Origin of the sequence: Microvirga solisilvae, assembly GCF_022808595.1 — a bacterium.
GTDB classification, from domain to species: domain Bacteria; phylum Pseudomonadota; class Alphaproteobacteria; order Rhizobiales; family Beijerinckiaceae; genus Microvirga; species Microvirga solisilvae.
In genome coordinates, this window is record NZ_JAKUCN010000001.1 from 328,512 (window position 1) to 351,991 (window position 23,480).

The following is a 23,480-nucleotide window of genomic DNA, read 5'->3' on the forward strand; positions in this document are numbered from 1 at the left end:
TGGCTTTCATCTTGCATGAATGAGTCTGAATGAAAGCTGCACAGTTTTCGAATTGGATTCTTGGCGTTAATTCTTTGTTAAAACCGCGCGGAAACTCGTTTCATGAACAGTCATTCATGAAAATGCTCCCAGTATTGCAGTGCCGTAATCCCTAGTAGGGTAGGAACAGGAGCTTCTGAACTGCGTTCTGTCTCCACGTTTACATTGAGTGGAGTTGAGACCATGAAGAAAATCGCGCTTGGTGCGGCTCTGCTGCTGTTGAGCAGCACAGCCTATGCCCAAACCACGACGAATTCGAACACCTCTTCCTCTTCGACATCCGATACGCAGATGCTCCGCAAGCAGCCTGCGAGCGGTGCTGCTCAGACGAATGTGACGACCCGCGAGCAAGGCAGCACGCGCGTTGGTGTCGGCGTGGAAACCCGTGAGCGTACGGGCGTGTCGGTTCACTCGCGCACAATCCGCGAGGTCGAAGAGCCGAGCGTTTCCGTAACCCGGCGCCGGACCGTGACAGCGATCGAAGAGCCGGCGACCGAGGTTCATCGCACGGTGATCAAGAAGAAGCCTGCAGCGAAGAAGGTGGTCTTGAAGAAAAAGAAGACCAATAAGGTCGCGGTTAAGAAGCGCCGCTATCAGGTGGTCGATGAGCCGGTGGAGGTTCGCCGCCGTACGGTTCGCCGCTATGAAGAGGTGAACGAGCCGAGCGTTTCCGTGACCCGCCGCACGAGCGTGCGCACACGCGACACCTCGCCGAGCGTAGGCGTCTCGGTCGAGCAGCGCCGGAATTCGACAGGCACGTCGAGCCGTGTGAACTCGTCTGATTCCGTCTCGACGACAGGCTCCGTTTCGACACGCAGCAATGCGACGTCCGATCAGGGCAATGCCGCAACTAGGAAGCTGCCGGTACCGCAGCAGGGCAGCGATGCGAAGACGCAATAAGCGTTCCGCATCACCTGTCTCAGTTCAAGAATGGAGTTCTGTGATGAAAAAGCTTTTCGTAACGCTCAGTGTGGCTCTTCTGGCCGCCGCATCCTTCTCCGGAGCCGCCGATGCCCGCCCCGGTAAAGGCAAGGGGCACGCCTATGGTCATTATAAGAATGGCAAGGCTCAGGCTTATGTCGTCAAACGCCGCAACAACAACGCTGCCATTGCAGCAGGCGTAACGGGCGCCATCGTCGGCGGTGTTCTGGGCGCGACGGCTCGTCCGGCCTATCGCACCTATGAGCGGCCGTCTTATCGGTATTACGAAGCTCCGCGCCGCAGCTATTACCGAGAGGAATATTACGATTACGGCTACTGAGCCGGAAAAGAAAAGGGCACCTTCGGGTGCCCTTTTTCATTCATCGCGTGTTCTGCACTATTGCTGGATTCCCTCTACACCGATCACGGCCCGCAGCGGCCCGTATTCGGTTTGCTTGCGCACATCCATCCGGATGCGTCCACTCGCTCGCGTCCCGATGGCGTCCGAGCGGCGGTCGCGCGTGGAGCCGACGATCGCTTCGGCTCGAACGCGTCCGCTCACCCGCACGCAGGCGGATGAATCTTGCAGCATCGCGAAGCCGGGTGGGCAGGGCGAGGCCGCTTGGGCGGTGCCGCCGATCAGGCTCGTTGCAATCGAGAGAATGAGGATCGCGCGTATCATGAGCCGCATCGTAGCCCCTCACGGCGCAGGCGCAAAGAGTTCGGCAGGCTTGGCCATTCCCGGCGCCTTCCTGCCAGGCTTCCAGCCGGGGCCAATTCGCGCAGCCGTGGGGCAGGGCGTCCGGCGGGTCTGGACTTTTCGGAGCCGATAGAAGATAGCGGAGGACATTCCCTTGCGTAAGGGAATGTCCTTTGTGCTTCCCGGCAATCTGGTCACACCCGTTGCAACGCTTCCGATGACGCTCGATTCCGCCACTCTCAGTGTTGCCTTCGTTCTGCTCGCCATGGTTCTGGGCGGATTGCTGGTGTTCGCGTGGGCGCTCAACCAGAAGGTACGGGCGCTGGCTTGGTGGGGAGCGGCCTTCTGCCTGATCGCGAGCGGAATCGCGGTCGTCAACCTGGGCAAGGCCTCCGTCTCCTACACAGCCCTGCTGGCTGGCAATTCTCTCGCGCTCCTGTCCTATGCCGCTCTTTTTGCGGGGTGCAGGCTCTTCAACGGCCGTGCAACGCCCATCGCCCTCGTGGGGGCGGGCGTGGCGATCTGGTGCGTGGCCTTTCCATTTATTTACGACAAGCCGGGATACAGGCTGGTCCTAATCGCTCTGGCGGCCGGCGCCTATGCCCTGCTTTCGGCCTGGGAGCTCTGGCGCCATGCCCGGCAGCCATTGGCTTCCCAGCGGGTGGCCATCGTGCTCCTGGTCCTGCTGGCGGTTCTCAACATCGCCCGAGCGGGGCTCGGTGTGACGCTGACCTCGATTGCCTGGATCGATGCCCTGGCCAGCCGCTGGTCCACCGAGATGGCGCTGTTCCTGGTTGTCTTCACGCCGACACTCGCCTTCATCTTCCTCTCGATGGCCAAGGAGAGCGTCGAGTTCGGATACAAGCAGGCGGCCTTCATCGATCCTTTGACAGGCATCCCGAACCGTCGCGCTTTCATGCAGCACGCGACACGGCTGATCCGCTCCACGAAAGGCAAAACGGTCAGTTGCCTCGTTTTCGATCTCGATAATTTCAAGCGCATCAATGACGGCTACGGTCACGATGTGGGCGACAATGTCCTCATCCTGTTCGGAGACATCCTGGAGCGGCATCTGCCCAAGCAATCCTTCGGGCGACTGGGCGGCGAGGAATTCGCGGCTATCCTTCCCGTGTCCATGCAGGAGGCGACCGGAAAGGCCGAGGCCGTGCGCCGCGCCTTCTCCAAAGCCAGCAAGGACATGATCGGCGCCGAGGTCACGGTGAGCGTCGGCTGCTCGGCCTCCAAAAGCGCGGCAGTGGAAACCCTGTTGCAGGAGGCGGATCTCGCCCTCTACCGTGCGAAGGATCATGGACGAAACGTCGTGGTCTCGGCCTGAGCTTTGCTCACCTTCGGGCGCGAACGACCAGAGCGCTCATGCGGTTTTCGAAGCTGCCGTTGCCGAAAAGTTTTGCGAGAGCCTCCGTCGCCTTCTCCGTCATCTCGTCCAGACGACCTGGAGCCCTGGCCTCCAGTTCCCCGCGCAGGGGCGTGCCTTGCGTGAGCCCCATGGCGGCATCGCGGGCTGAAGGCGCCTGACTTCTTTTCTCGACGCGCTCGATGCTGACAGATCCGAAGCCTGCACGCTGAAGTTCGTCTCTAAGACGGTTCTCATCGGAATGCCCGAACGGTGTGCGTTCGAAAAAACGGGGCGGGTCATTGGGAAATTGCGCGATGGCGTGGTCGGAAACCGCCTTGCTCATAGGGTTCGCGTCGAGCTTATCCCAGACACTGAACAGGAAGAAACCATCGGGCTTGAGCACGCGTAGGGCCTCCCTATAGGCCGCCTGCTTGTCAGGGAAGAACATCACGCCGAACTGGCAAACCACCGCATCGAAGGAGCCGTCCTCGAAGGGAAGAGTCTGCGCGTCCGTCTGTTGCCACGTTACCCGGGGAGATTGAAGTTTCGTCTGTGCCAGATCGAGCATGCCCGGATTGAGATCCGTCGCCACGATCTCGACCTCCGGCGGAAGGTGCTTGTCGAGCATGCGGGTCACGATGCCCGTACCGGCCGCCGTCTCCAGAACGCGGCCTCTGGAGAGGCCGTTCATGCGTGACGCGACGTCCTCGGCAAAAGGCTGAAACAGAAGAGAACCGAGATATTGTTCGTAAAGGCCAGGGATAGAGCCTGCAAAGGCAGCATCGGTGGCGCCCATGTTTTCCTCCACCGTGAATAAGCGCGCATCATCCCGCCAGCAGGCTGGAGGGGCAATGGCTCAAAAGGGGAGGGTTCGGGGCGTCTTTGTTACGTTGGAGAGAGCTTGAGGAGGTGCCGGACGGCAGATGATGATAGTGCACCCTGGTCGCCCATCACGCTGTCGCTTTCAGGGATGTCATGCGCAACGTCCGTTCGATACTCTCGACGAGCTCACCCATCTCATAGGGCTTGCGCAGGATCGAGAGGCCTTCATCCATCGCGGTTTGGGCCATGTTGCTGTAGCCGGTGGTCAACAGGATGGGGAGAGAAGGGTAACGCTCCCGGACAACCCGCGCCAAATCCACGCCGTTCATCTCTCCGGGCATGACGATGTCGCTGAAGACGAGATCGAAGAACATGCCCTGCCGCAGCAGGTTCAAGGCCGCTTGAACTGTTGCGGCATGGGTCACGTGGAAGCCCAGCTCTTCGAGGTTGGTGCGGGTGACGTCGGCAATATCCCTGTTGTCCTCTACGAGGAGGATATGCCCTTGTCCCTTCGCATCCTGCGGACGGCTGTGCGAGGCGGCATCGCCTGCCGGTATCTCCTGAGACCGCGGCAGATAGAGGGTCACCGTGGTGCCGCGTCCGACCTCGGCCAGGATAGTTGCGGTGCCTCCCGACTGGCGGGCAAAGCCGTAGACCTGGCTCAAGCCGAGGCCTGTACCCTTGCCCACCTCCTTCGTCGTGTAGAACGGCTCGAATACGTGCGGCAGCACATCCTCGGGGATGCCCAAACCGGTATCGGTGAGGCTCAGGGCCACAAAATCACCCTGCAGGCCGATCAGATCAGGATCGAAGAGGGTTGCATTCCACGCTTGAATGGTCAGGCGACCGCCTTCGGGCATGGCATCGCGCGCATTGACGGCGATGTTCAGGATCGCAAGTTCAAGCTCGTTCAAATCGACCTTCGTGTTCCAGAGGTCCGGCACTCTCATGTCGAGGATGATATCGCCGCGAAGGGACGAACGCAGGATATCCTCAAGGCTCGTCAGGTATTCACCGAGATTGACCACCGTGGCTTCGTGAGTCTGCTGGCGCGAGAACGAGAGCAATTGGCGAACCAGACTCGCGCCACGGGTCGCAGCGTGGTCGATGGCGTCGAGGGATCGCATCTGGCGATCATCGAAGGGAAAACGCTTGAGGCGATCGACATTGCCTTTCACGACCATGAGCAGGTTGTTGAAGTCATGGGCGACACCCCCCGTGAGATGTCCGATGGCCTCGAGGCGTTGTGCCTGCTTGAGAGCAGCCTCCGCCTTTTCGCGGCGGCTGACTTCCGCGTAGAAGTGCCGGGTCCGGCGCAGGGCATAGACGCTGACCAGGAAGAGAGCGAGGGCGGTCGGCACACCGAACGCGAACAGCCCGCGCAAGGAATCCCACAGCTCGTCCCAAATTTTGTTCTCCTCAATGCCGACTTGCACGTAGATCGGATAGTTCTGCACCTTCCGGTAACCCATCCGCCGCTCGATCCCGTCGATCTGGGATATGGCAGAGAACCGACCTGCTTCCGGACTATGCTGGATTGCTCTCATGAAACTGCTGGAAGAGCTAAGCTGCATCGGCGCGTCCGGGCCCCGGGCCGGATAGCGGGCCAGGAACTCGCCATCCGTGCGGATCATGCCCAGGGAATCCGCGAAACCTTGAGCGACGCGAAAGTAGAAGCTCTGAAAATGCTCAGGTCTCACCGAGATGGCGATGACGCCGTTGAAGGCCCCATCCGGACTGGGGCGGCGCTGGCTCACCACGAAGAATTGGAAGCCGCCGATCTTGGCGGTGATGATCTTGCCGATGAAGGTGCCGGCATCCCCATTCACATGTGCGGCGAAGTAGTCCCGGTCGGAGTTGTTGAGATCCGGCGGGACGGGAAAGATCGTGCTGGATACGAGAGGCCTGCCGTCCCGGTCGAAGGCCCAGATGGCCTCGATCTGAGGCAGGCTGTCTTGCGTCTTTCTGAGACGGGCTTGCAGGCGGCGCTCGTCGGCACGGATCTGCTCAGGGGACAGGTCGCGGAGAATCTCGTTGGTTTCCGCGATGGTTCTCTCAACCGTCTGGAAGGCTTTGAGGGTGTGCTCCTGCACCACGTCCAGGGCGCTGCCGATCCGCTCCTCGGTCCGTTCCTCGAGCCGCTGGTAATTCTCCCAACCTGAATAGGCGAAGAACAGGGCCGGTACGATGAGGCTCGCGACCACCAGAACGCGCAATGGCCAGAGAATATTTCGGTTTTTCGGCTTTTCCGAACTCACGAATCGAGCCCTACCTTGCATCACCCGTGAATAATGCCGCGTCGTGTGGCACGCGCGATCCTCAGGATATGCGAGATCGGCAGTGAACGCTGCCAGGATATGGGGCGGGGCCTGCAATAAAAAAGAGGATCGAAGCCGGATTGCTGACGCAGCCTCCGGTTCCGATCCTCTTCAAAATCCAGGTTTACTCCGCCGCTTCCTGCCGAGTGACTTTCTTCGGCTTCTTGGCCGCGCCTTTGTCCTCGGCGGCCTTCTTCAAGGGGCGACGTTCCAGCACTTCCTTGAGGAAGCGGCCGGTGTGGCTTTCCTTGGAATTGGCGATGTCCTCGGGCGTTCCCTGCGCTACGATCTGGCCACCACCGCTGCCGCCTTCGGGGCCCATGTCGATGACCCAATCGGCGGTCTTGATGACCTCGAGATTGTGCTCGATCACCACCACCGTGTTGCCTTGCTCCACCAGCTCGTGCAGCACCTCGAGCAGCTTCGCCACGTCGTGGAAATGCAGGCCCGTGGTCGGCTCGTCGAGGATGTAGAGCGTGCGGCCCGTGGCGCGCTTCGACAGCTCCTTGGAGAGCTTCACGCGCTGCGCCTCACCACCGGAGAGAGTGGTGGCCTGCTGGCCCACATGCACGTAGTCGAGGCCGACGCGGGCAAGCGTCTGCATCTTCTCGCGGATCGACGGCACGGCCTTGAACAGTTCGCGCGCTTCCTCCACCGTCATATCGAGCACGTCGGCGATGGACTTGTCGCGATACTTCACTTCCAGCGTCTCACGGTCGTAGCGCTTGCCCTTACAGACATCGCAGGTGACGTAGACGTCGGGCAGGAAGTGCATCTCGATCTTGATCACGCCGTCGCCGGAGCAGGCCTCGCAGCGACCGCCCTTCACGTTGAAGGAGAAGCGGCCCGCCTGATAGCCACGCGCCTTCGCCTCGGGCAATCCAGCGAACCATTCACGGATCGGCGTGAAGGCGCCGACATAAGTGGCCGGGTTCGAGCGCGGAGTGCGGCCGATGGGCGATTGGTCGATGTCGATGACCTTGTCGAGATGCTCCAGGCCCTCGATGCGGTCATGCGGAGCAGGGTGTTCCAGCGCGCCGTTGAGCTTGCGCGCCACGGCCTTGTAGAGCGTATCGATGACAAGCGTCGACTTGCCGCCGCCGGACACGCCTGTGATGCAGGTGAACGTGCCGAGCGGGATTTCCGCCTTCACGTTCTTCAGGTTGTTGCCCTTCGCGCCGACGACCTTCAGCATGCGCTTCGGATCGCGCTTGCGGCGCTGCGCCGGCACCTTCACGGACATCTCGCCCGTGAGATACTTGCCCGTGAGCGACTTGGGGTTCTTCATGACTTCGTCGGGCGTGCCCTCGGCGACGATCTGGCCACCATGGATACCCGCGCCAGGGCCGATATCGAATACGTAATCGGCCTGGAGGATCGCATCCTCGTCATGCTCCACCACGATCACGGTGTTGCCGAGATCGCGCAGGCGCTTGAGCGTGCCGAGCAGGCGCTCGTTGTCGCGCTGGTGCAGGCCGATGGACGGCTCGTCGAGCACGTAGAGAACGCCGGTGAGGCCCGAGCCGATCTGCGAGGCGAGACGAATGCGCTGGCTCTCGCCGCCGGACAGCGTGCCAGAGGCGCGGGCGAGGGTCAGGTATTCCAGGCCCACATCGACCAGGAAGGTCAGGCGGTCGCGGATCTCCTTCAGGATACGGCCAGCGATGTCGTTCTGCTTCTTGGTGAGCTTCTTTGACAGGTTGCCGAACCATTCATGCGCGTCTTTCACGGAGAGCGCCGTGGCATCGCCGATGTCGGAGCCTGCGATCTTCACCGCGAGCGCTTCGGCCTTCAATCGCTTGCCTCCGCATTCCTCGCACGGAGTCTCGCTCATGAAGCGGCCGATTTCCTCGCGCGCCCAATCGCTCTCGGTTTCCGTGTAGCGGCGCTCCAGGTTCGGGATCACGCCCTCGAAGGGCTTGCGAACCTCATAGGCGCGCATGCCGTCGTCATAGGCGAAGCGGATAGCCTTTTCCGTACCGTAGAGGATCGCCTCCTGCACTTCCTCGGACAGCTCGGTCCAGGGCTTCGTCATGGACGACTTGAAATGCCGCGTGATCGATTCCAGCGTCTGGCCGTAATAGGGCGAGGAAGACTTCGCCCACGGCATGATCGCGCCGCGCTTCAGCGACAGCGTCTCGTCCACCACAAGAGCCTCGTCGATGCGCATTTCATGGCCAATACCGCCGCAGGTGGGGCAGGCGCCGAAGGGGTTGTTGAACGAGAACAGACGCGGCTCGATTTCCGGAATGGTAAAGCCGGAAACAGGGCAGGCGAACTTGGAGGAGAAAACGATGCGCTTCGGCTTGCCCTTCTCGTCCTTCTCGTCCGCATATTCGATGACGGCGATGCCGTCGGTGAGCTCGAGCGCAGTCTCGAAGGATTCCGACAGGCGCGCGGCAATGTCGTCGCGCACCACGATACGGTCCACCACCACGTCGATGTCGTGCTTGAACTTCTTGTCGAGGGCAGGGGCCTCGTCGATGGCATAATACTCGCCGTCGATCTTCAGGCGCTGGAAGCCCTTCTTCTGGAACTCGGCGATTTCCTTGCGGTACTCGCCCTTTCGGCCACGCACGACGGGGGCCAGCAGATAAAGGCGGGTCTTCTCAGGAAGCTCCAGCACCCGATCCACCATCTGGCTCACGGTCTGGCTCTCAATGGGCAGGCCCGTGGCGGGGGAATAAGGAATGCCGACGCGCGCCCAGAGCAGACGCATATAGTCATAGATCTCGGTGACGGTGCCGACCGTCGAGCGCGGGTTCTTCGAGGTGGTCTTCTGCTCGATGGAAATGGCGGGCGAAAGACCGTCGATCTGGTCCACGTCCGGTTTCTGCATCATCTCCAGGAACTGGCGGGCGTAAGCGGAGAGGGATTCCACATAGCGGCGCTGTCCCTCGGCATAGATCGTGTCGAAGGCCAGCGACGACTTGCCCGAGCCGGACAGGCCCGTGAACACCACGAACTGGTCGCGCGGCACCATCAGGTCGACGTTCTTGAGATTGTGCTCCCGCGCGCCGCGCACGGAGATCACGCGCGCATTCGGGTCGCCCGCCTTGGCGCGGTTGAACAGCTCGTCGAGTTTAGCCATGGCTCAGCTTAAGCCTTCATATAAGGGGAAAACGGCCCCGTGGGCCGGCTCCGGGATATGTGATGTCTCCCCCGCAGATGCAATGCGGCGGATGATTCCAGGTGTGAAATCCTAGAACAAAGAGGGTACGGAGGGCAATGGGCTATCGAGCCCTGCGGCGTTTGCTTCTTGAGCCCTCTTGTTGGGGACAGTTTGGGGGAAAACCCGCTCTCCGGCTTGTTCTGCGCGCAGTCCGGCCCCACAACAGCCCTCAATCGAACAGGAGTGCGCCCGATGGCAGGCAGTGTGAACAAGGTGATATTGGTGGGCAATCTGGGGCGCGACCCGGAGGTGCGTCGCCTGAACAACGGCGAGCCGGTGGTGAACCTGCGCATTGCCACCTCGGAAACCTGGAAGGACAAGGCGACCGGCGAGCGCAAGGAAAAGACCGAGTGGCACTCGGTGGTGATCTTCAACGAGAACCTGGCCCGTGTGGCGGAGCAGTACCTGAAGAAGGGCTCGAAGGTTTATGTCGAGGGCCAGCTTCAGACGCGCAAGTGGACCGACCAGCAGGGCGTCGAGAAGTACTCGACCGAGGTGGTGCTGCAGCGCTTCCGCGGCGAGCTGACGATCCTGGACGGGCGTTCGGGCGGCTCCTCGTCGGAATATGGCGACGAGGAAGGCGGCGGCCAGATCAGCCGCGGCGGCGATTTCGGCCGCTCGTCCCCCATGGAACGCAGGCCCGCTCCTGCCCAGAACCAGGGCGGTGGCGGCGGATCGCGCTACAACGATCTCGACGACGACATTCCGTTCTAGAACGTGGGTTGAAGCATCAGTCCGTAGAGACTGATCTATAAGAATGGACCCCTCATGTTGAATGCTCTTAAGGCCCTTTTCAAAGGCCAAGGCGCTGGCGAACCTGTCAGCGCCTCAGCTTCCGCGCCTTCAGTTCAAGATCACTACAAGACCATCGCAGCAGCAGCCTTCAAGATGCCTCCTCAGGCGTGGGATCGGCTACGGGTTGAGATGGAGTTCACTCCCGACTCCATCGATGGAGCGGGCGAGGTCTGGTTCGCCGGTGCCACGCAGTCTGTTCCACTTTCTCTGGATCTGCTTGCCCCGGAGGATGAGATGCCTTTCATCCACGCGTGGCAGGCCATTCGCCAAGCCATGGCATCTCCTCAAGGAGAGACTTGGAGCAAAGGCATGCTCGAGCTGAGCTCCGGCGGCCGCTATGCTTTCGAGTATAAATACCCGGATTGAGGGAAGGGTTTTCCTTCTTCAATTCTCGTGACAGAGCCCCGCGAGGGTACTAAAGACCCTGAAGGCGGCATGAGCCGCCTTTTTCCTTATGTGATTTGATGCTGCCATGACCTCTCCTGCGCTCGATACCCTTTTCACTTGGATCCGCACCGAAAGCCCCACTCATGACGTGGCCGGCGTGAATCTGATGATGGATCTCGTGGTCGAGCAGATGAAAGATGCTCCGGTTGCCATCGAGCGCATCAAGGGCGAGTCGGGCCTTGGCGATGCGCTGATCCTGCGCGCAGGCCCGCAGACGGATGAGCCCGCCATCCTGATCATGTCGCATCTCGACACGGTGCACCCGGTGGGCACAATCCAGCACGACCTGCCGCTACGCATCGAGGGCGATCGTCTCTACGGCCCTGGCGTCTACGACATGAAGGCGAGCGCCTGGTTCAGCCTCGAGGCTTTCAAGGAAGTGGCACGCAAGGGCACAGCGGCGCGTCCGCTGATCTATCTCGTGACGCCGGACGAGGAGATCGGCTCGCCGATGACCCGCCCGATCATCGAGGATCTCGCCCGCCGCTCGGCCTATGTGCTCGTGACGGAACCGAGCCGCGACGGCGGCCAGATCGTCACCGCCCGCAAGGGCGTCGGCCGCTTCGACGTGCATGTGGAGGGCCGCCCGGCCCATGCGGGCTCGCGCCATGCGGAAGGCCGCAACGCCATTTATGAAGCGGCGCGCCAGATCCTCGCCATCGAGGCCATGACCGATTACGCGCGCGGCATCACGACCACGGTCGGCATGGTGTCCGGCGGCACAGCGGTGAACACCATCCCGCAGCATTGCAACTTCCCCGTGGACCTGCGCGTGGAGACGGTGGCCGATGGCGAGGCGCTGACCGAGGCGCTCCTTGGCTTGAAGCCTCACAATCCCGATTTCAAGATCACCGTGACCGGCGGCATGAACCGTCCGCCTTACGAGCGCACGGAAGGCACGTCGAAGCTGTTCGATCATGCCAAGGCTCTTGCCGCCGAGATCGGCTTCGATCTCGTTTCCGCGCCGCGCGTCGGTGGCGGCTCCGACGGTAATTTTACGGCGGCCTTGGGCGTGCCGACCCTCGACGGTCTCGGCATCGACGGCAACGGCGCGCATACGCTGCAGGAATACGGCGTCATCTCCACCATCGCGCCGCGCCAGGAGCTGATGAAGCGCCTGATGGAGACGCTGCGCTGATGATCAGCGATCTGCGCGATGTGCCGCATTTCGCGCAAGTCGTCGCAGAGCGCATCTGGCGCGCGTTCTGGAAAGACGAAGGCCATCCGCTGGAGCTGCTGACCGGTCTCGTTCAGGAGAGTTTCGAGAGCGGCCCCATTCCCACGGCCTTCGTGGCGCATGAGGGCGAACGCTTTCTCGGCACCGTCTCCGTCATCGCCAACGATGAAGAGAAGAGACCGCAATACACGCCGTGGGTCGCGGCACTCTGGGTTGAGCCGGAGGCGCGGCGCAACGGCATTGGCGCAGCTCTCGTACAAAAGGCGACGGAGTTTTCTTTCGGCACGGGCGCACCTCGCATCTATCTGCTGTCGCGCGAGCGCAGGCGCGCCTATTACGAAGGCCTGGGCTGGACCATGCTCGAAGCCGATATTCTGGAGCCGGGACTTCACGTGCTGATCAGGGATGCAGGCGCATGACGGATGCACTCTACCGGCCCAATGTCGGCATCGCGCTCTTCAACGCCTTCGGTCAGGTGCTGATCGCCAAGTCACTCGCGGATGGCGGACCAGAAATCGTCGTGCCGGGATACGAATGGCAGATGCCGCAAGGCGGGATCGACGAGGGCGAGGAGCCCCTGACGACCGCCTGGCGCGAGCTGCGCGAAGAGGCGAATGTCACCAATGCGGTCTATCTCGGCGAGACGCAGGACTGGTTCACCTATGATTTTCCGCCCTACGATGGCCCGCCCCATCGTCTCGCGCGGTTTCGCGGGCAGCGGCAGAAATGGTTCGCGTTCCGCTTCACGGGCCAGGACAGCGAGATCGACGTGACGCTGTCGCACGATGGCGCGCCGCAGGAATTCAGCGAATGGCGATGGGCGGATCTCGCGGAGGCGCCTTTGCGCGTGGCGCCGTTCAAGCGCGAGGTTTACGAACAGGTGGCGAAGGCCTTCGCGCCATTCGCCGTGCCTGTGCTTGGCTGAGGTGCGGTGACCGCACCTCAGGTCTCGTCATCCTTGAGCGGCTGCGCGATCTCGGGATGCTTCTGCACCAGCGCATCCCGCTCCTTGGCCAGGTTGTCCCAGGTGCGCGCCATTTCCAGAAGCTGCTCACGCTGCGGTCCCTCCGGCACCTGCTTGGCGAGGGCGCGGCATTCCTCGGCATGCTTGCGGTATTCGGATGCTTTCTTCACGTAAATCCTCCTTATCGGAGGATCTATCTATAGCGCTCCCGGCCGCAGCAAAGCCTCTGCGCCGTTGATCACGAACTGCACGGCAAGACCTGCCAGGATGACGCCGAGAAGGCGGCTCAGCACGATGTTGCCGGTGACGCCGAGCATGCGCGCCACGCGTTCCGCCGCCATGAACACGGCAAAGCACGAGAAGACGCCGAGCGCGATGAGAACGATCAGGAAGCCGAGATAGACCGGGTTGCCATCCGCCCGTCCGGCGAGAAGGATCGTCGCGGTGATCGCGCCGGGGCCTGCCATGAGCGGAATGGCGAGAGGGAAGGCGGCTACGTTGCGGATGTGATCCTCGGTGATGGCGATGTCGGCCGTGTGCTGCTTGCGTTCGTTGCGGCGCTCGAACACCATCTCGAAGGCGATCCAGAACAGCAGCAGGCCGCCCGAGATACGGAAGGCGGGAATGCCGACGCCGAGCAGCCTCAGCAGAAGCTCGCCGCCGAGGCCGAAGAAGGCCAGGATGCTGAACGCGATGATCGAGGCGCGGATCGCCACCCGTTTGCGCTCGGCCCCGTTCATGCCCCGCGTGAGCGAAATGAACATGGGCGCGAGGGCTGGAGGGTCGAGGGTCACGAGCAGGGTGACCAGGGCGGCGGAGATGAAGTCGAAAAGCATCGGCTGGACCTTGAATACAGCTTTGCTTTATGGCGTTCCTTGGTGGTTTTGGCGAGAGGCGCTGCTACGATGTTCACGACTTTGGACCGGATCAGCTGGCCGGGACACCCGGACAAGCCCAATGAGGACATCTGCGGCGTGAGTGGCGATTGGGCCTGGGTGATCGACACCTCGATCTTTCCCGGCACCGCACCGGTCGTCCATCCGAAGAGCGACGCCACATGGCTCGCTTCCTTCGCCGACGAGCGCCTGTCGGCCCTCGCGCCCCAGGCCGAGGACGGCCCGGCTTTACTCCGTCACGTCATGGAGGAGGCCCGCACCGCTTATCGGGCTCTTGCTCCGCAGGAGCGGCACGATGATTTCGTCTCCTGGCCGCTTGGCGCCATGACGCTCATCCGGCGGAACGGGAACACTCTCGACGCCTGGACCTTCGGCGATACCACGGCCTACCTTCGCCAGCCCGACGGGTCGGTTCTGACCCTGGGCGATGCTCCAAGCCTGCGCGATGCGGAATCCGCCAAGGCCGCCGAGCTGATGCAGGCATCAGGTTCCAGGCCCAACGACATTCTTTCCGAACCCGTTTTCCTCGCCTGGCTCGGCGAGCGCCGCGAGCGGCAGAAGAAGAGCGGCGTTCCTGCAGCTTTGCTCAGCCTCAACCCGGAGGCCGTCAGCCGCCTCAGGCATGAAAGCGCGCCGTGCGGGGAGGGCACCATGATCCTGCTCACCAGCGATGGTTTCTCGGCTCTCGTTGATCTCTACGGAGCCATGGATGCCAAGGCCATGATGGAAGCCGCTTCTGCCTCCGGGCTGGAGCCCCTGGTCCGCAAGGCGCGGGAGATCGAAACCAAGATCGACCCTGACGGAAAGCGCTATCCGCGCTTCAAGCAGAGCGATGATGCAACGGCGATTTTGTTGAGGGCAGGGTAGGAAGCGTGTCCGCAAAAAGGACTTAATTGAACCGCTATAACGTGCATAGGCTGTTCAGCCTTTCTTGCATACCGATAGGATCAAGCATGCACGTTCGTCGTCTCTTGCTCGCCCTGGCTGCCTCCGCCTGGATGAGTTCCGCTTTCGCACAGGCCGCGCCGCAGGAGGCGCGTCGCGACCCGCTCATGAGCGTGCTCGGCAAGGGGCGACATGAGATCAAGCCCGATTTGGCCCGTTTGGCGGTCACCGTGGCGACGGAAGGCAAGACGCTGGAGAGCGTCGGCAACCCCCACCAGGAGCGGGCGACCCGCGCCTTCAAGATCCTCGAGGATCTGAAAGCCCTTGGGCTTGAGGTCGAGAAAAGCAGTTTCAGGATAGACCAGCGCCATGTGCAGCGGCCCATCGCAGGCGGCCAGCGATACGAAACCGTCCTCGACGGCTATACGGCAACGACAACGTTTTCCTTGAAATCCTCTGCCATGGACAAGTTGAACGAGACCGTTACCAAGCTCGCCGACGGCAACCTATTCCAGATCCAATCGGTGCGTTTCCAGGCTACCCAGGAACGTGCGGCCCTCAACCAAGCCCGCCGCGCCGCCATGCTGGATGCGAAGGAGCAGGCCCTGGCTTATGCCGAGCCCGTTGAGCTGGAATTGAAGGAGATCGTCTCCATCACGGATGGTGATGCGGAGGCCCCGACTGTATATGCCGATGATTTGCCTGTGAGACGTGCTGCGCCTGCTCCTGCGGCTCCTTCGACGGTCCAGATCGTTCCGCCTGCGACCCTGGAATTTACAGCTTCCGTCAATGTGACGTGGCGCATTGGACCAGCAGGATCAGCGGCGCAGAGCCGTTAATGACGTGATCTCCAACCGCGTCATCCCGGGGCTGCGCAGCAGAACCCGGGATCGCGTGACGCGTATGGCGCTGGTTTCCCCTCTCCCGGGTGGGAGAGGGGCAGGGGTGAGGGAATGCCATATCCGGAAAGGTCATGCCCTCACCCGACGCGCTGACGCGCGTCGACCTCTCCCCGCCCGGGAGAGGTATTCCAGCGCCTTATCCGGCTCGCGATCCCGGCTCGGCGGCACCGTCCGGGAGGACGGCCTATGAGCCATGTTCCTCTTTTGTTCTTGACTTTGGTCCTAAGCTGGGCTATATCGGGGTTGTCCTGGCTCGATGAGGGGCGCGCTCGCGAGGCGTCGCATGTGTCGGAGCCGGGAACGGTCCCGGTTCGGTCTCGCAAGCCGGGCCGGGAGGCCCATCGTTGCAAGACACGATGTCCGCCTAAAAGAACCGTGCGCGAGGGGCCGTCAGGTTCTTCTCACATTCCATAGCGAACCGGACGACCTCTCGCGTCTCCCTCACCCCATCACCTCGGAGCAACACGCTCGCGGGGCCATTCCCCCATGCCTTTGCCCGCTCTTTGAAAGCGCTGGTCTTCTCATTTGAGCGCGTGCAGGAGCAGATAGGCCTCTATTCTCCGCGCTGTTCCGGTGCCTACCGCCAGCAGCGGCACTTCATCGCAAGGCTCCAGCGATAACCGGAGGCTTTGCCGATGGGCGGCAAAAATCCATCGGAAACAATGCTTTAGCTGGCTTGACGGAATCTGTTTCTCAGACCCTTGCCGCGACCTGAAAATACCTCGCGGCGGGAGAGGGGCTGCAAGGGTCCATATGCCTCACTCTAAGGCACTGGAATGAATATGCTTTTTCCTTCTCCCCTTCGCTCTGGATAACCTGCGAAAAACCTTGAAAAACATGCGGTTCTCGCCCATCTAAAGATCTGAATTTCAATTGGATTCGCGAGGCTGCCCGGCAGCTTGAAGAAAGCGGCATGAAGAGCCGCCATCTCGCGATGGGGCAGACCGATTTAAGAAAGACAAAACTTGACCGATCCGAACGATATCCGCTCCGGCGGCCCCGGCGGGGACCAACCGGCCAGCGACATCAAGCCGATTTCCATCGTCGACGAGATGAAGCGCTCTTATCTCGATTACGCCATGAGCGTGATCGTGAGCCGCGCTCTCCCCGACGCACGCGACGGCCTCAAGCCCGTGCATCGCCGCATCCTCTACTCGATGCACGAGAACGGCTACACGCCCGACAAGAAATACGTGAAGTCCGCCCGCATCGTCGGTGACGTGATGGGTCAATACCACCCGCACGGCGACAGCGCGATTTACGACGCCTTGGTGCGTATGGCGCAGGACTTCTCGCTGCGCCTCATGCTCGTGGACGGGCAGGGCAACTTCGGCTCCGTGGACGGCGATCCCCCGGCGGCGATGCGCTACACCGAGTCCCGCCTCGCCAAGGCGGCGATGCCGCTGCTCGACGATATCGACAAGGACACGGTCGATTTCACGCCTAACTACGACGAGTCGAAGGACGAGCCGTCGGTTCTGCCTGCGCGCTTCCCGAACCTCCTCGTCAACGGCGCCGGCGGCATCGCGGTCGGCATGGCCACCAACATGCCTCCCCACAATCTGGGCGAGGTCATCGACGGCTGCCTGGCCTATATCGACAATCCCGGCATCTCCGCCGAAGAGCTGATCGAGATCATTCCCGGTCCGGATTTCCCGACGGGCGCTCTGATCCTCGGCCGCTCTGGCGCGAAATCTGCCTACACCACGGGCCGCGGCTCCGTGGTCATGCGCGCCAAGTCCGAGGTCGAGGAGATTCGCAAGGATCGCGAGGCGCTGATCTTCACCGAGATCCCGTATCAGGTGAACAAGGCGTCGCTGATCGAGAAGATCGCCGAGCTCGTGCGCGAGAAGAAGATCGAGGGCATTGCCGACCTGCGCGATGAATCCGATCGCGACGGCATGCGCATCGTGGTCGAGATCAAGCGCGACGCCATGGCGGACGTGGTGCTCAACCAGCTCTACCGCTACACGCCGCTGCAGACGAGCTTCGGCTGCAACATGGTGGCCCTCAATGGTGGCCGTCCCGAGCAGATGACGCTGAAGGACCTGATCGGCGCCTTCGTGGACTTCCGTGAGGAGGTCGTCTCCCGCCGTACCAAGTACCTGCTCAACAAGGCGCGCGAGCGCGCCCACGTGTTGTGCGGTCTGGCGATCGCGGTGGCGAACATCGACGAGGTCATCCGCCTCATCCGCACGTCGCCCGATCCGAACACCGCACGCGAAGCCCTCATGGGCCGCGACTGGCCAGCGAAGGACATCGCGCCGCTGATCGCGCTGGTGGACGATCCGCGTCACAAGATCAACGATGACGGCACCTATCGTCTGTCAGAGACGCAGGCCCGCGCGATCCTCGATCTGCGCCTGCAGCGCCTGACCGCTCTCGGTCGCGACGAAATCGGCGACGAGCTGTCGAAGCTCGCAGCCGAGATCTCGGATTATCTCGAGATCCTGCGTTCGCGCGCCCGCATCATGTCCATCATCAAGGACGAGCTCGCCGAGATCCGCACCGCCTATGCCACGCCGCGCAAGACGCAGATCGTGGATTGGGATTCGGACCTGGACGATGAGGATCTCATCGCCCGCGAGGATATGGTCGTCACGGTTTCTCACGCCGGCTACATCAAGCGCGTGCCGCTCTCGACCTATCGGGCGCAGCGCCGCGGCGGCAAGGGCCGTTCCGCCATGACGACGAGGGACGAGGATTTCGTCACCCGTCTCTTCGTGGCGAACACCCATACGCCGGTGATCTTCTTCTCGTCCGAAGGCCAGGCCTACAAGGAGAAGGTGTGGCGCCTGCCGCTCGCTGCTCCGAACGCCAAGGGCAAGGCACTGGTGAACATGCTCCCGCTCTCTCAGGGCGAGCGCATCAACGCCATCATGCCGCTGCCCGAGGACGAGGCGTCCTGGGATAAGCTGGACGTGATGTTCGCGACGTCGCGCGGCACGGTTCGCCGCAACAAGCTGTCGGACTTCGTGCAGGTCAATCGCGGCGGCAAGATCGCCATGAAGCTCGATGAAGGCGACAGCATCATCGACGTGCAGATCTGCTCCGAGCACGACGACGTGCTGCTCACCACGGCCAACGGCCAGTGCATACGCTTCCCCGTGACGGATGTGCGCGTGTTCAAGGGCCGCGACTCCATGGGCGTGCGCGGCATCAACCTGGCCGAGGGCGACGACATCATCTCCATGGCGATCCTGCGCCACGTGGAGGCGACGGGCGAAGAGCGCGCCGCCTACCTCAAGATGCGCCGCGCCGTCATGGGCGAGCAGTCGTCCGATGCCGAAGCGAATGGCAGCGACGATGCGGAGGAGACCGAGAACGGCAACTTCTCGCTCTCGCAGGAGCGCTATGCCGAGATGAGCGCGCTGGAGCAGTGCATCCTGACGCTGTCTGAGAAGGGCTACGGCAAGCGCACGCTGTCCTACGAGTACCGCATCACCGGACGCGGCGGCAAAGGCATCACGGCCATGGCGGTCAACAACCGCAACGGCAAGCTCGTGGCCTCGTTCCCGGTCGAGAACTCCGACCAGATCATGCTCGTCACCGATGGCGGCCAGCTGATCCGCGTGCCGGTGGAAGGCATCCGCGTTGTGGGCCGCAACTCGCAGGGCGTCACCGTCTTCTCCACCAAGGACAAGGAGAAGGTGGTTTCGGTGGAGCACATCGAGGGTGAGGACGGCGAAGATGCCGAAGGCATCGATGATGCTGCCGAGGGCGGCGAGGAATAAAACTTCGCCTCCATCTTCCATCCAACAAAACTGAAAGGGCGCCTCGCGGCGCCCTTTTCCTTGCAAAGATAAAACGCAGTGAAAGTCTTATCGCTGGCCCAACTGCCGCACGTATTCGGACGCGAATTGCTCAGCGATCCGATCCGCATTCTTCGCGGAGGTCGTGTAGCGGATTTTCACGAAATTCTTTTTGGCCACCGTAACGAAGACGAAGGAATCCCGTGTCGTGTTCTTCTGCGTAATGCTCAGATGAGCCTTGGCATATGAAGCGGTATCCGCCTTGGTGACGACCTTTGCTTCTTGGTAGGTCCCGTTGGAGACGTGAGCCTTGATGTCGCTGAGAGCGGAATCTCGTTGCTCAGCCGCGAGCTGGCGGGGATCCTCCGATGCGAGGTCCTGTCCGAGATCGTAGATGTAAATGTCGGCCCAGCTCTCGCCTGGCATTTCATAGCGGACACTGAAGCCAAGGCCAGGGACGTTGTAATCCACCTTCTGGCCACGGGCCAGGCCAGCAATTTTGCTAGGGAAGGGGTATCCGTCGACCTGCGTTACCTGCGCCGGAATCGGGCTGCGTACCGGATCGGCCACAGCCTGGGATGTGAAGGCTGGGACTAGAATGAGACCGAGAGAGAAACTCCATGAGCCCAAAAGGCGCAAGAGACGAGACATCGAAACCCCCATTTCCCGCACAGAGTAACGTAACTCCGCTGTGAGTGGGAGTCCCTGCCGTCTAATCCTTTAGAGCGCCTTAGCCGAGAACGACGTAGGCGCTCGAGATGGCGGCCGGGGTCAGAACGGCGATTGCAGTGATCACGACGATTGCGATACGAGCCAGCATGGAATGTCTCCTTACCGTTGGTGAGGAGGTTATAGGTCCACGCTTCGACCGTGGCCGTGCGCTACCGCACCGCTACATATTCTTCAGGGCAAGGCCAGCCTGGATGGCGAAAGCCCGGGCTTCTTCCTCGGTCTTGGGACCAGCCGGAGCCTTGACCCGCACGCCGACGAGCCGGTCCTGGATCGCGGTGACGAAATAATGGAGGTCGTTCTTCTCGCCAGCATATTCCGTGGTGATGTGAGCGGATGCGAGAAGGGGAACCGGAAGTTCGGGAGCCTTCGCGACGCTCTCCCGCACCAGCTTGGGATTCATGGCGGAATTGTTCTTCTCGTCCATGATCTCGATGAAAGCCTCGCGAGCCTTGGCCAGATCCTGTTCGCTCGCAGGCTGAGATGCCGTGCCGCTGGCGTAGATCATCACCACAGCCTCGCTCTTCCCGCCGTCATACCCGACCACGAGAACCTGCTTGCCGCCCGGCCCTGGGATCTGCCATGCCGTGGAATAGCGCATGCCCATCAGACTGGACGGAACCTTCAGGCCATAGGTCGTCACCGTTTGTGCTGGAGCAGTCGTGGTGAGGGCAAACATGGCAAGGACGGCTAGGGCAAAGCGGCGTGCGGCAAGGATCATGACGGTATCCCCAGTCTGAAATGATGTAGCGCTTCCGTATAGCGAACCCATTGCGGGATCGATAGTCTCATTTATAACCTTGGCCCATGACACGAACCGCGCTCTATACCGGCAGCTTCGATCCCGTCACCAACGGCCATCTGGACGTTCTGCGTCAGGCGTGCAGCGTGGCCGACAGGATCGTCGTGGCGATCGGGGTCCATTCCTCGAAGGCTCCGGTCTTCACCCCGGAGGAGCGGGCAGAGATGCTGCGCGCCGTATGCGGTCCCATGCTCAAGGCCAAAGGCGTGGAGCTGGAGGTCGTGACCTTCAACGATCTCGCGGTGGATGCAGCAAGGCGTCATGGGGCGAGCCTTATCGTCCGTGGCCTGCGGGACGGCACTGATTTCGACTACGAGATCCAGATGTCGTCAATGAATGCCACCATGGCACCTGAAGTGCAGACCGTCTTCTTTGCGGCCTCGCCTCCGGTTCGCCCGATTACTGCCACGCTCGTCCGGCAGATCGCGAGCATGGGGGGCGACGTCTCGGCCTTCGTGCCGGGCCTTGTCGCCGAGCGCCTCCAGGCCCAATTCAAGCGGCCATAAAGTTTCAATCCTCAAGGGAGAACCAAGACCATGAAGCGTTTGCTCGCAGCCTCAGCGCTCGTGCTGGCCGGCCTCGTTCCGGCTTTTGCCCAGCAGGCCAATGATCCGCAGAACACAGTCTTTCTCGACACCAAGGACGGCCGCGTCACCATCCGCCTGCGCCCGGACCTTGCCCCTAAGCATGTCGAGCAGATCAAGGCGCTGACGAAGCAGGGCTTCTACAATGGCGTGGTCTTCCACCGGGTGATCGACGGCTTCATGGCTCAAACGGGCGATCCGACCGGCACCGGCACGGGCAAGTCCAGCCTGCCGAACGTCCCGGCCGAGTTCACACAGACCCAGTACAAGCGCGGCTCCGTCGGCATGGCTCGCTCGCAGAGCCCTGATTCCGCCAACAGCCAGTTCTTCATCTGCTACGATGGCTGCGGCCCGCTGACCGGCCAGTACACTCTCTTCGGCGAAGTGGTGTCCGGCATGGACGTGGTGGACAAGATCAAGAAGGGGAATGCCGCTGCTAACGGCATGGTCTCGAACCCCGACAAGATCGTGAAGATGCAGCTCGCCGCCGACGCGAAGTGATCCGATGCCTGTGGGGCTCTCACGAAAGGCGCAGCGGATTCTCAGTATTCTTCTGCTTCTCGCGGCCGGCTCATCCCCGCTGGCCGCTCAAGGATTGTCACCCCTCGACGATTTTGATGAAGAGAGGCAATACGAGCCGCCGCCGAGCCTGCCTGAGAGCCTCAACGGCATCGTGCGCCCCCAGGAGGATGCTCCCGAGGTCAGGCGCATCGACAGGATCGGCGATGTGTTTCGGGCCGTCCAAGCCTGCTGGCGGCCTCCGTCCGGGAGCGGCTATTCCGGTCAGGAACTGACGATCCGTCTGAGCTTCAAGCGCAGCGGCGAGGTCCTGGGGCAGCCCCGGATCACCTATTACAGGGCGGGCACTATCCCTGAACAGCGGGAGCCCTTCACGCGTTCCGTGCGGGACGCTTTCATGCGTTGCACGCCGCTTCCATTCACGGAAGGCTTGGGAGGCGCCGTCGCCGGACGCCCCTTCGTCTTCCGTTTCGTCGATTCTCAGCCTATGTGACTGGGCAGAGCAAGAAACATCACCGAACACGCCGCCTCAGGAGATAAAGATGGCAGATCCGGAAAACACACTCATCCTGGAAACCACGAAGGGCCGCGTGGTCATCGAGCTGCGCCCCGACCTGGCTCCCGGCCATGTCGAGCGCATCAAGACCCTGGCTCGCAAGGGTTTCTATGATGGAATCGCGTTCCACCGGGTGATCGAGGGCTTCATGGCCCAGACCGGCTGCCCTCATGGCACCGGAACCGGCGGCTCCGACCTGCCGGACCTGAAGGCCGAGTTCAACGCCGAGCCCCATGTGCGCGGCACCGTCTCGATGGCCCGCACGAACTTCCCGCATTCCGCCAACTCGCAGTTCTTCATCTGCTTCGACGATGCCCGCTTCCTCGATAAGCAGTACACCGTGTGGGGCAAGGTGACGGAAGGCATGGAGAACGTGGACAAGATCAAGCGCGGCGAGCCTGTGAAGGATCCGGATCGTATCGTGTCCATGAAAGTCGCCGCCGACGTGGCTTAAAGAGCGACAGCTTCGCTAAATCTCAGAACCTCCCGCCGTTGGCGGGAGGTTTTTTATTGGAAGGATCAGGCCTGAGCGGGCACCTGCGAAGCCTTCTTGGCAGCCAGCGCGCCACGTACGCCGTTGATGCTGAAGAGCAGGGCGAGGATCGCGATGACGATACCGCGACCGGGGGCAGATGCGAGCTTCATGCCGACTTCGAGGACGATCCAGGCGAGGCCGATGCAGGCGATGATGAGGTTCTGGCGCTTGTAGAGAAGCCAAGCCATCGTGCTCGCGACCACGATGGCCACGACATTGAGGCCAAGAGCGATCGCGAAATCAGCCCCGTCCAAGACTCCCATCAGATCCCGGCCGTTCGACAGCATGACGCCGATGACGATGGCATAGGAGACGGCGATATAGGCTAGGGCGACGGCACCGGCCTTGATGGCTTCGCTTTGGCCCTTCTCGGTGGTCACATCGGGCCATAGGCCGCGGAGAGGATTCGGCTTTGCTTGTGATTTGTTGTCGGCGTTGTCCATGAGAGGCTCCTTTGATTCTCTGTGAAACTATGTTTCATGGCATTGAGGGCTCTCGGCAAGCAATCGCGAGGGGCAGAAGGCTATAACCGTCCGATCTCCGGTGGATAGCAGCCATTGACGGGTAGCGGTCTTCGGGCCGATAACCGGCGCCCCGAAACACGGTCC

Annotated in this window: 24 protein-coding genes; 15 read left to right on the forward strand and 9 right to left on the reverse strand. The window is 61.9% G+C overall.

Going from position 1 to position 23,480, the window contains the following annotated elements; all coding sequences use genetic code 11:
* Positions 1 to 222: 222 nt before the first annotated feature.
* Positions 223 to 939 (forward strand): hypothetical protein, encoded by a 717-nt coding sequence (locus MJ639_RS01625; RefSeq protein WP_243368130.1) that lies wholly within the window; start codon positions 223 to 225, stop codon positions 937 to 939.
* A gap of 43 nt (positions 940 to 982) precedes the next feature.
* Positions 983 to 1,300: a hypothetical protein gene (locus MJ639_RS01630; protein ID WP_243368133.1), complete on the forward strand. Its 318-nt coding sequence runs from the start codon at positions 983 to 985 to the stop codon at positions 1,298 to 1,300.
* A 57-nt stretch (positions 1,301 to 1,357) separates the two neighbouring features.
* Here MJ639_RS01630 and MJ639_RS01635 read toward each other — a convergent pair whose 3' ends face one another.
* On the reverse strand, positions 1,358 to 1,651 hold the full coding sequence (locus MJ639_RS01635; protein ID WP_243368135.1) for a porin: 294 nt from the start codon (positions 1,649 to 1,651) through the stop codon (positions 1,358 to 1,360).
* Positions 1,652 to 1,826: 175 nt separating this feature from the next.
* On the opposite strand from MJ639_RS01635, the gene MJ639_RS01640 reads away from it, so the two are divergent.
* Positions 1,827 to 2,996 (forward strand): GGDEF domain-containing protein, encoded by a 1,170-nt coding sequence (locus MJ639_RS01640; protein ID WP_243368137.1) that lies wholly within the window; start codon positions 1,827 to 1,829, stop codon positions 2,994 to 2,996.
* A 7-nt stretch (positions 2,997 to 3,003) separates the two neighbouring features.
* On the opposite strand, the gene MJ639_RS01645 is transcribed toward MJ639_RS01640, so the two are convergent.
* The 3 genes from MJ639_RS01645 to uvrA all read right to left on the reverse strand — a co-directional run bounded on the left by MJ639_RS01645 (position 3,004) and on the right by uvrA (position 9,248).
* Positions 3,004 to 3,813, reverse strand: coding sequence for a class I SAM-dependent methyltransferase (locus tag MJ639_RS01645; protein ID WP_243368139.1), 810 nt, complete (start codon positions 3,811 to 3,813; stop codon positions 3,004 to 3,006).
* 154 nt (positions 3,814 to 3,967) lie between these two features.
* Positions 3,968 to 6,097: a hybrid sensor histidine kinase/response regulator gene (locus MJ639_RS17865; RefSeq protein WP_243368140.1), complete on the reverse strand. Its 2,130-nt coding sequence runs from the start codon at positions 6,095 to 6,097 to the stop codon at positions 3,968 to 3,970.
* 184 nt (positions 6,098 to 6,281) lie between these two features.
* Positions 6,282 to 9,248, reverse strand: coding sequence for an excinuclease ABC subunit UvrA (gene uvrA / locus MJ639_RS01655; protein ID WP_243368142.1), 2,967 nt, complete (start codon positions 9,246 to 9,248; stop codon positions 6,282 to 6,284).
* A 273-nt stretch (positions 9,249 to 9,521) separates the two neighbouring features.
* Here uvrA and MJ639_RS01660 point away from each other — a divergent pair, with 273 nt between their 5' ends.
* The 5 genes from MJ639_RS01660 to MJ639_RS01680 all read left to right on the forward strand — a co-directional run bounded on the left by MJ639_RS01660 (position 9,522) and on the right by MJ639_RS01680 (position 12,673).
* A complete protein-coding gene (locus MJ639_RS01660; RefSeq protein WP_243368145.1) occupies positions 9,522 to 10,043 on the forward strand; it encodes a single-stranded DNA-binding protein in 522 nt (173 codons plus the stop codon).
* Positions 10,044 to 10,097: 54 nt separating this feature from the next.
* Positions 10,098 to 10,490, forward strand: coding sequence for a hypothetical protein (locus MJ639_RS01665; protein WP_243368147.1), 393 nt, complete (start codon positions 10,098 to 10,100; stop codon positions 10,488 to 10,490).
* Positions 10,491 to 10,596: 106 nt separating this feature from the next.
* Complete coding sequence (locus MJ639_RS01670) at positions 10,597 to 11,709, forward strand: M20 family metallopeptidase (protein ID WP_243368149.1); 1,113 nt, start codon at positions 10,597 to 10,599, stop codon at positions 11,707 to 11,709.
* Positions 11,709 to 12,167 carry a GNAT family N-acetyltransferase gene (locus MJ639_RS01675; RefSeq protein WP_243368151.1) on the forward strand — a complete coding sequence of 153 codons (459 nt, stop codon included), beginning with the start codon at positions 11,709 to 11,711 and terminating at the stop codon, positions 12,165 to 12,167. Before MJ639_RS01670 ends, MJ639_RS01675 begins: the two co-directional genes overlap by 1 nt.
* Positions 12,164 to 12,673, forward strand: coding sequence for an RNA pyrophosphohydrolase (locus tag MJ639_RS01680; RefSeq protein WP_243368153.1), 510 nt, complete (start codon positions 12,164 to 12,166; stop codon positions 12,671 to 12,673). The genes MJ639_RS01675 and MJ639_RS01680 overlap by 4 nt, the downstream gene beginning before the upstream one ends.
* Positions 12,674 to 12,690: 17 nt before the next feature.
* On the opposite strand, the gene MJ639_RS01685 is transcribed toward MJ639_RS01680, so the two are convergent.
* Together MJ639_RS01685 and MJ639_RS01690 are read right to left on the reverse strand one after the other, a co-directional pair.
* Positions 12,691 to 12,882: a hypothetical protein gene (locus tag MJ639_RS01685; RefSeq protein ID WP_243368155.1), complete on the reverse strand. Its 192-nt coding sequence runs from the start codon at positions 12,880 to 12,882 to the stop codon at positions 12,691 to 12,693.
* 27 nt (positions 12,883 to 12,909) lie between these two features.
* The gene (locus tag MJ639_RS01690; RefSeq protein ID WP_243368158.1) at positions 12,910 to 13,548 is read right to left on the reverse strand and encodes a MarC family protein; all 639 of its coding nucleotides are present in this window, start codon (positions 13,546 to 13,548) and stop codon (positions 12,910 to 12,912) included.
* Positions 13,549 to 13,617: 69 nt separating this feature from the next.
* Between MJ639_RS01690 and MJ639_RS01695 the strand changes: the two genes are divergently transcribed.
* From MJ639_RS01695 to gyrA, 3 genes are all read left to right on the forward strand, one after another.
* Entirely contained in the window at positions 13,618 to 14,475 is an 858-nt protein-coding gene (locus tag MJ639_RS01695) for a protein phosphatase 2C domain-containing protein (RefSeq protein ID WP_243368160.1), read from the forward strand.
* A gap of 86 nt (positions 14,476 to 14,561) precedes the next feature.
* Positions 14,562 to 15,332 carry an SIMPL domain-containing protein gene (locus MJ639_RS01700; protein WP_243368163.1) on the forward strand — a complete coding sequence of 257 codons (771 nt, stop codon included), beginning with the start codon at positions 14,562 to 14,564 and terminating at the stop codon, positions 15,330 to 15,332.
* Positions 15,333 to 16,447: 1,115 nt separating this feature from the next.
* A complete protein-coding gene (gene gyrA, locus MJ639_RS01705) occupies positions 16,448 to 19,129 on the forward strand; it encodes a DNA gyrase subunit A (protein ID WP_243369003.1) in 2,682 nt (893 codons plus the stop codon).
* Positions 19,130 to 19,216: 87 nt separating this feature from the next.
* Here the strand turns inward: gyrA and MJ639_RS01710 are convergent, their stop codons facing one another.
* Together MJ639_RS01710 and MJ639_RS01715 are read right to left on the reverse strand one after the other, a co-directional pair.
* On the reverse strand, positions 19,217 to 19,798 hold the full coding sequence (locus MJ639_RS01710) for a hypothetical protein (RefSeq protein ID WP_243368165.1): 582 nt from the start codon (positions 19,796 to 19,798) through the stop codon (positions 19,217 to 19,219).
* 241 nt (positions 19,799 to 20,039) lie between these two features.
* A complete protein-coding gene (locus tag MJ639_RS01715) occupies positions 20,040 to 20,597 on the reverse strand; it encodes a hypothetical protein (RefSeq protein ID WP_243368167.1) in 558 nt (185 codons plus the stop codon).
* Between the two features lie 86 nt (positions 20,598 to 20,683).
* On the opposite strand from MJ639_RS01715, the gene coaD reads away from it, so the two are divergent.
* Genes coaD through MJ639_RS01735 form a run of 4 tightly spaced genes read left to right on the forward strand, consistent with a single transcriptional unit; the run spans position 20,684 to position 22,791 of the window.
* Entirely contained in the window at positions 20,684 to 21,184 is a 501-nt protein-coding gene (gene coaD / locus MJ639_RS01720; protein ID WP_243368169.1) for a pantetheine-phosphate adenylyltransferase, read from the forward strand.
* Between the two features lie 30 nt (positions 21,185 to 21,214).
* Complete coding sequence (locus MJ639_RS01725; protein ID WP_243368172.1) at positions 21,215 to 21,763, forward strand: peptidylprolyl isomerase; 549 nt, start codon at positions 21,215 to 21,217, stop codon at positions 21,761 to 21,763.
* A 4-nt stretch (positions 21,764 to 21,767) separates the two neighbouring features.
* A complete protein-coding gene (locus MJ639_RS01730; RefSeq protein WP_243368174.1) occupies positions 21,768 to 22,274 on the forward strand; it encodes a hypothetical protein in 507 nt (168 codons plus the stop codon).
* Between the two features lie 49 nt (positions 22,275 to 22,323).
* Positions 22,324 to 22,791, forward strand: a complete 468-nt coding sequence (locus MJ639_RS01735; protein WP_243368177.1) for a peptidylprolyl isomerase — start codon at positions 22,324 to 22,326, stop codon at positions 22,789 to 22,791.
* A 65-nt stretch (positions 22,792 to 22,856) separates the two neighbouring features.
* On the opposite strand, the gene MJ639_RS01740 is transcribed toward MJ639_RS01735, so the two are convergent.
* The gene (locus MJ639_RS01740) at positions 22,857 to 23,315 is read right to left on the reverse strand and encodes a hypothetical protein (protein WP_243368179.1); all 459 of its coding nucleotides are present in this window, start codon (positions 23,313 to 23,315) and stop codon (positions 22,857 to 22,859) included.
* Positions 23,316 to 23,480 lie beyond the last annotated feature (165 nt).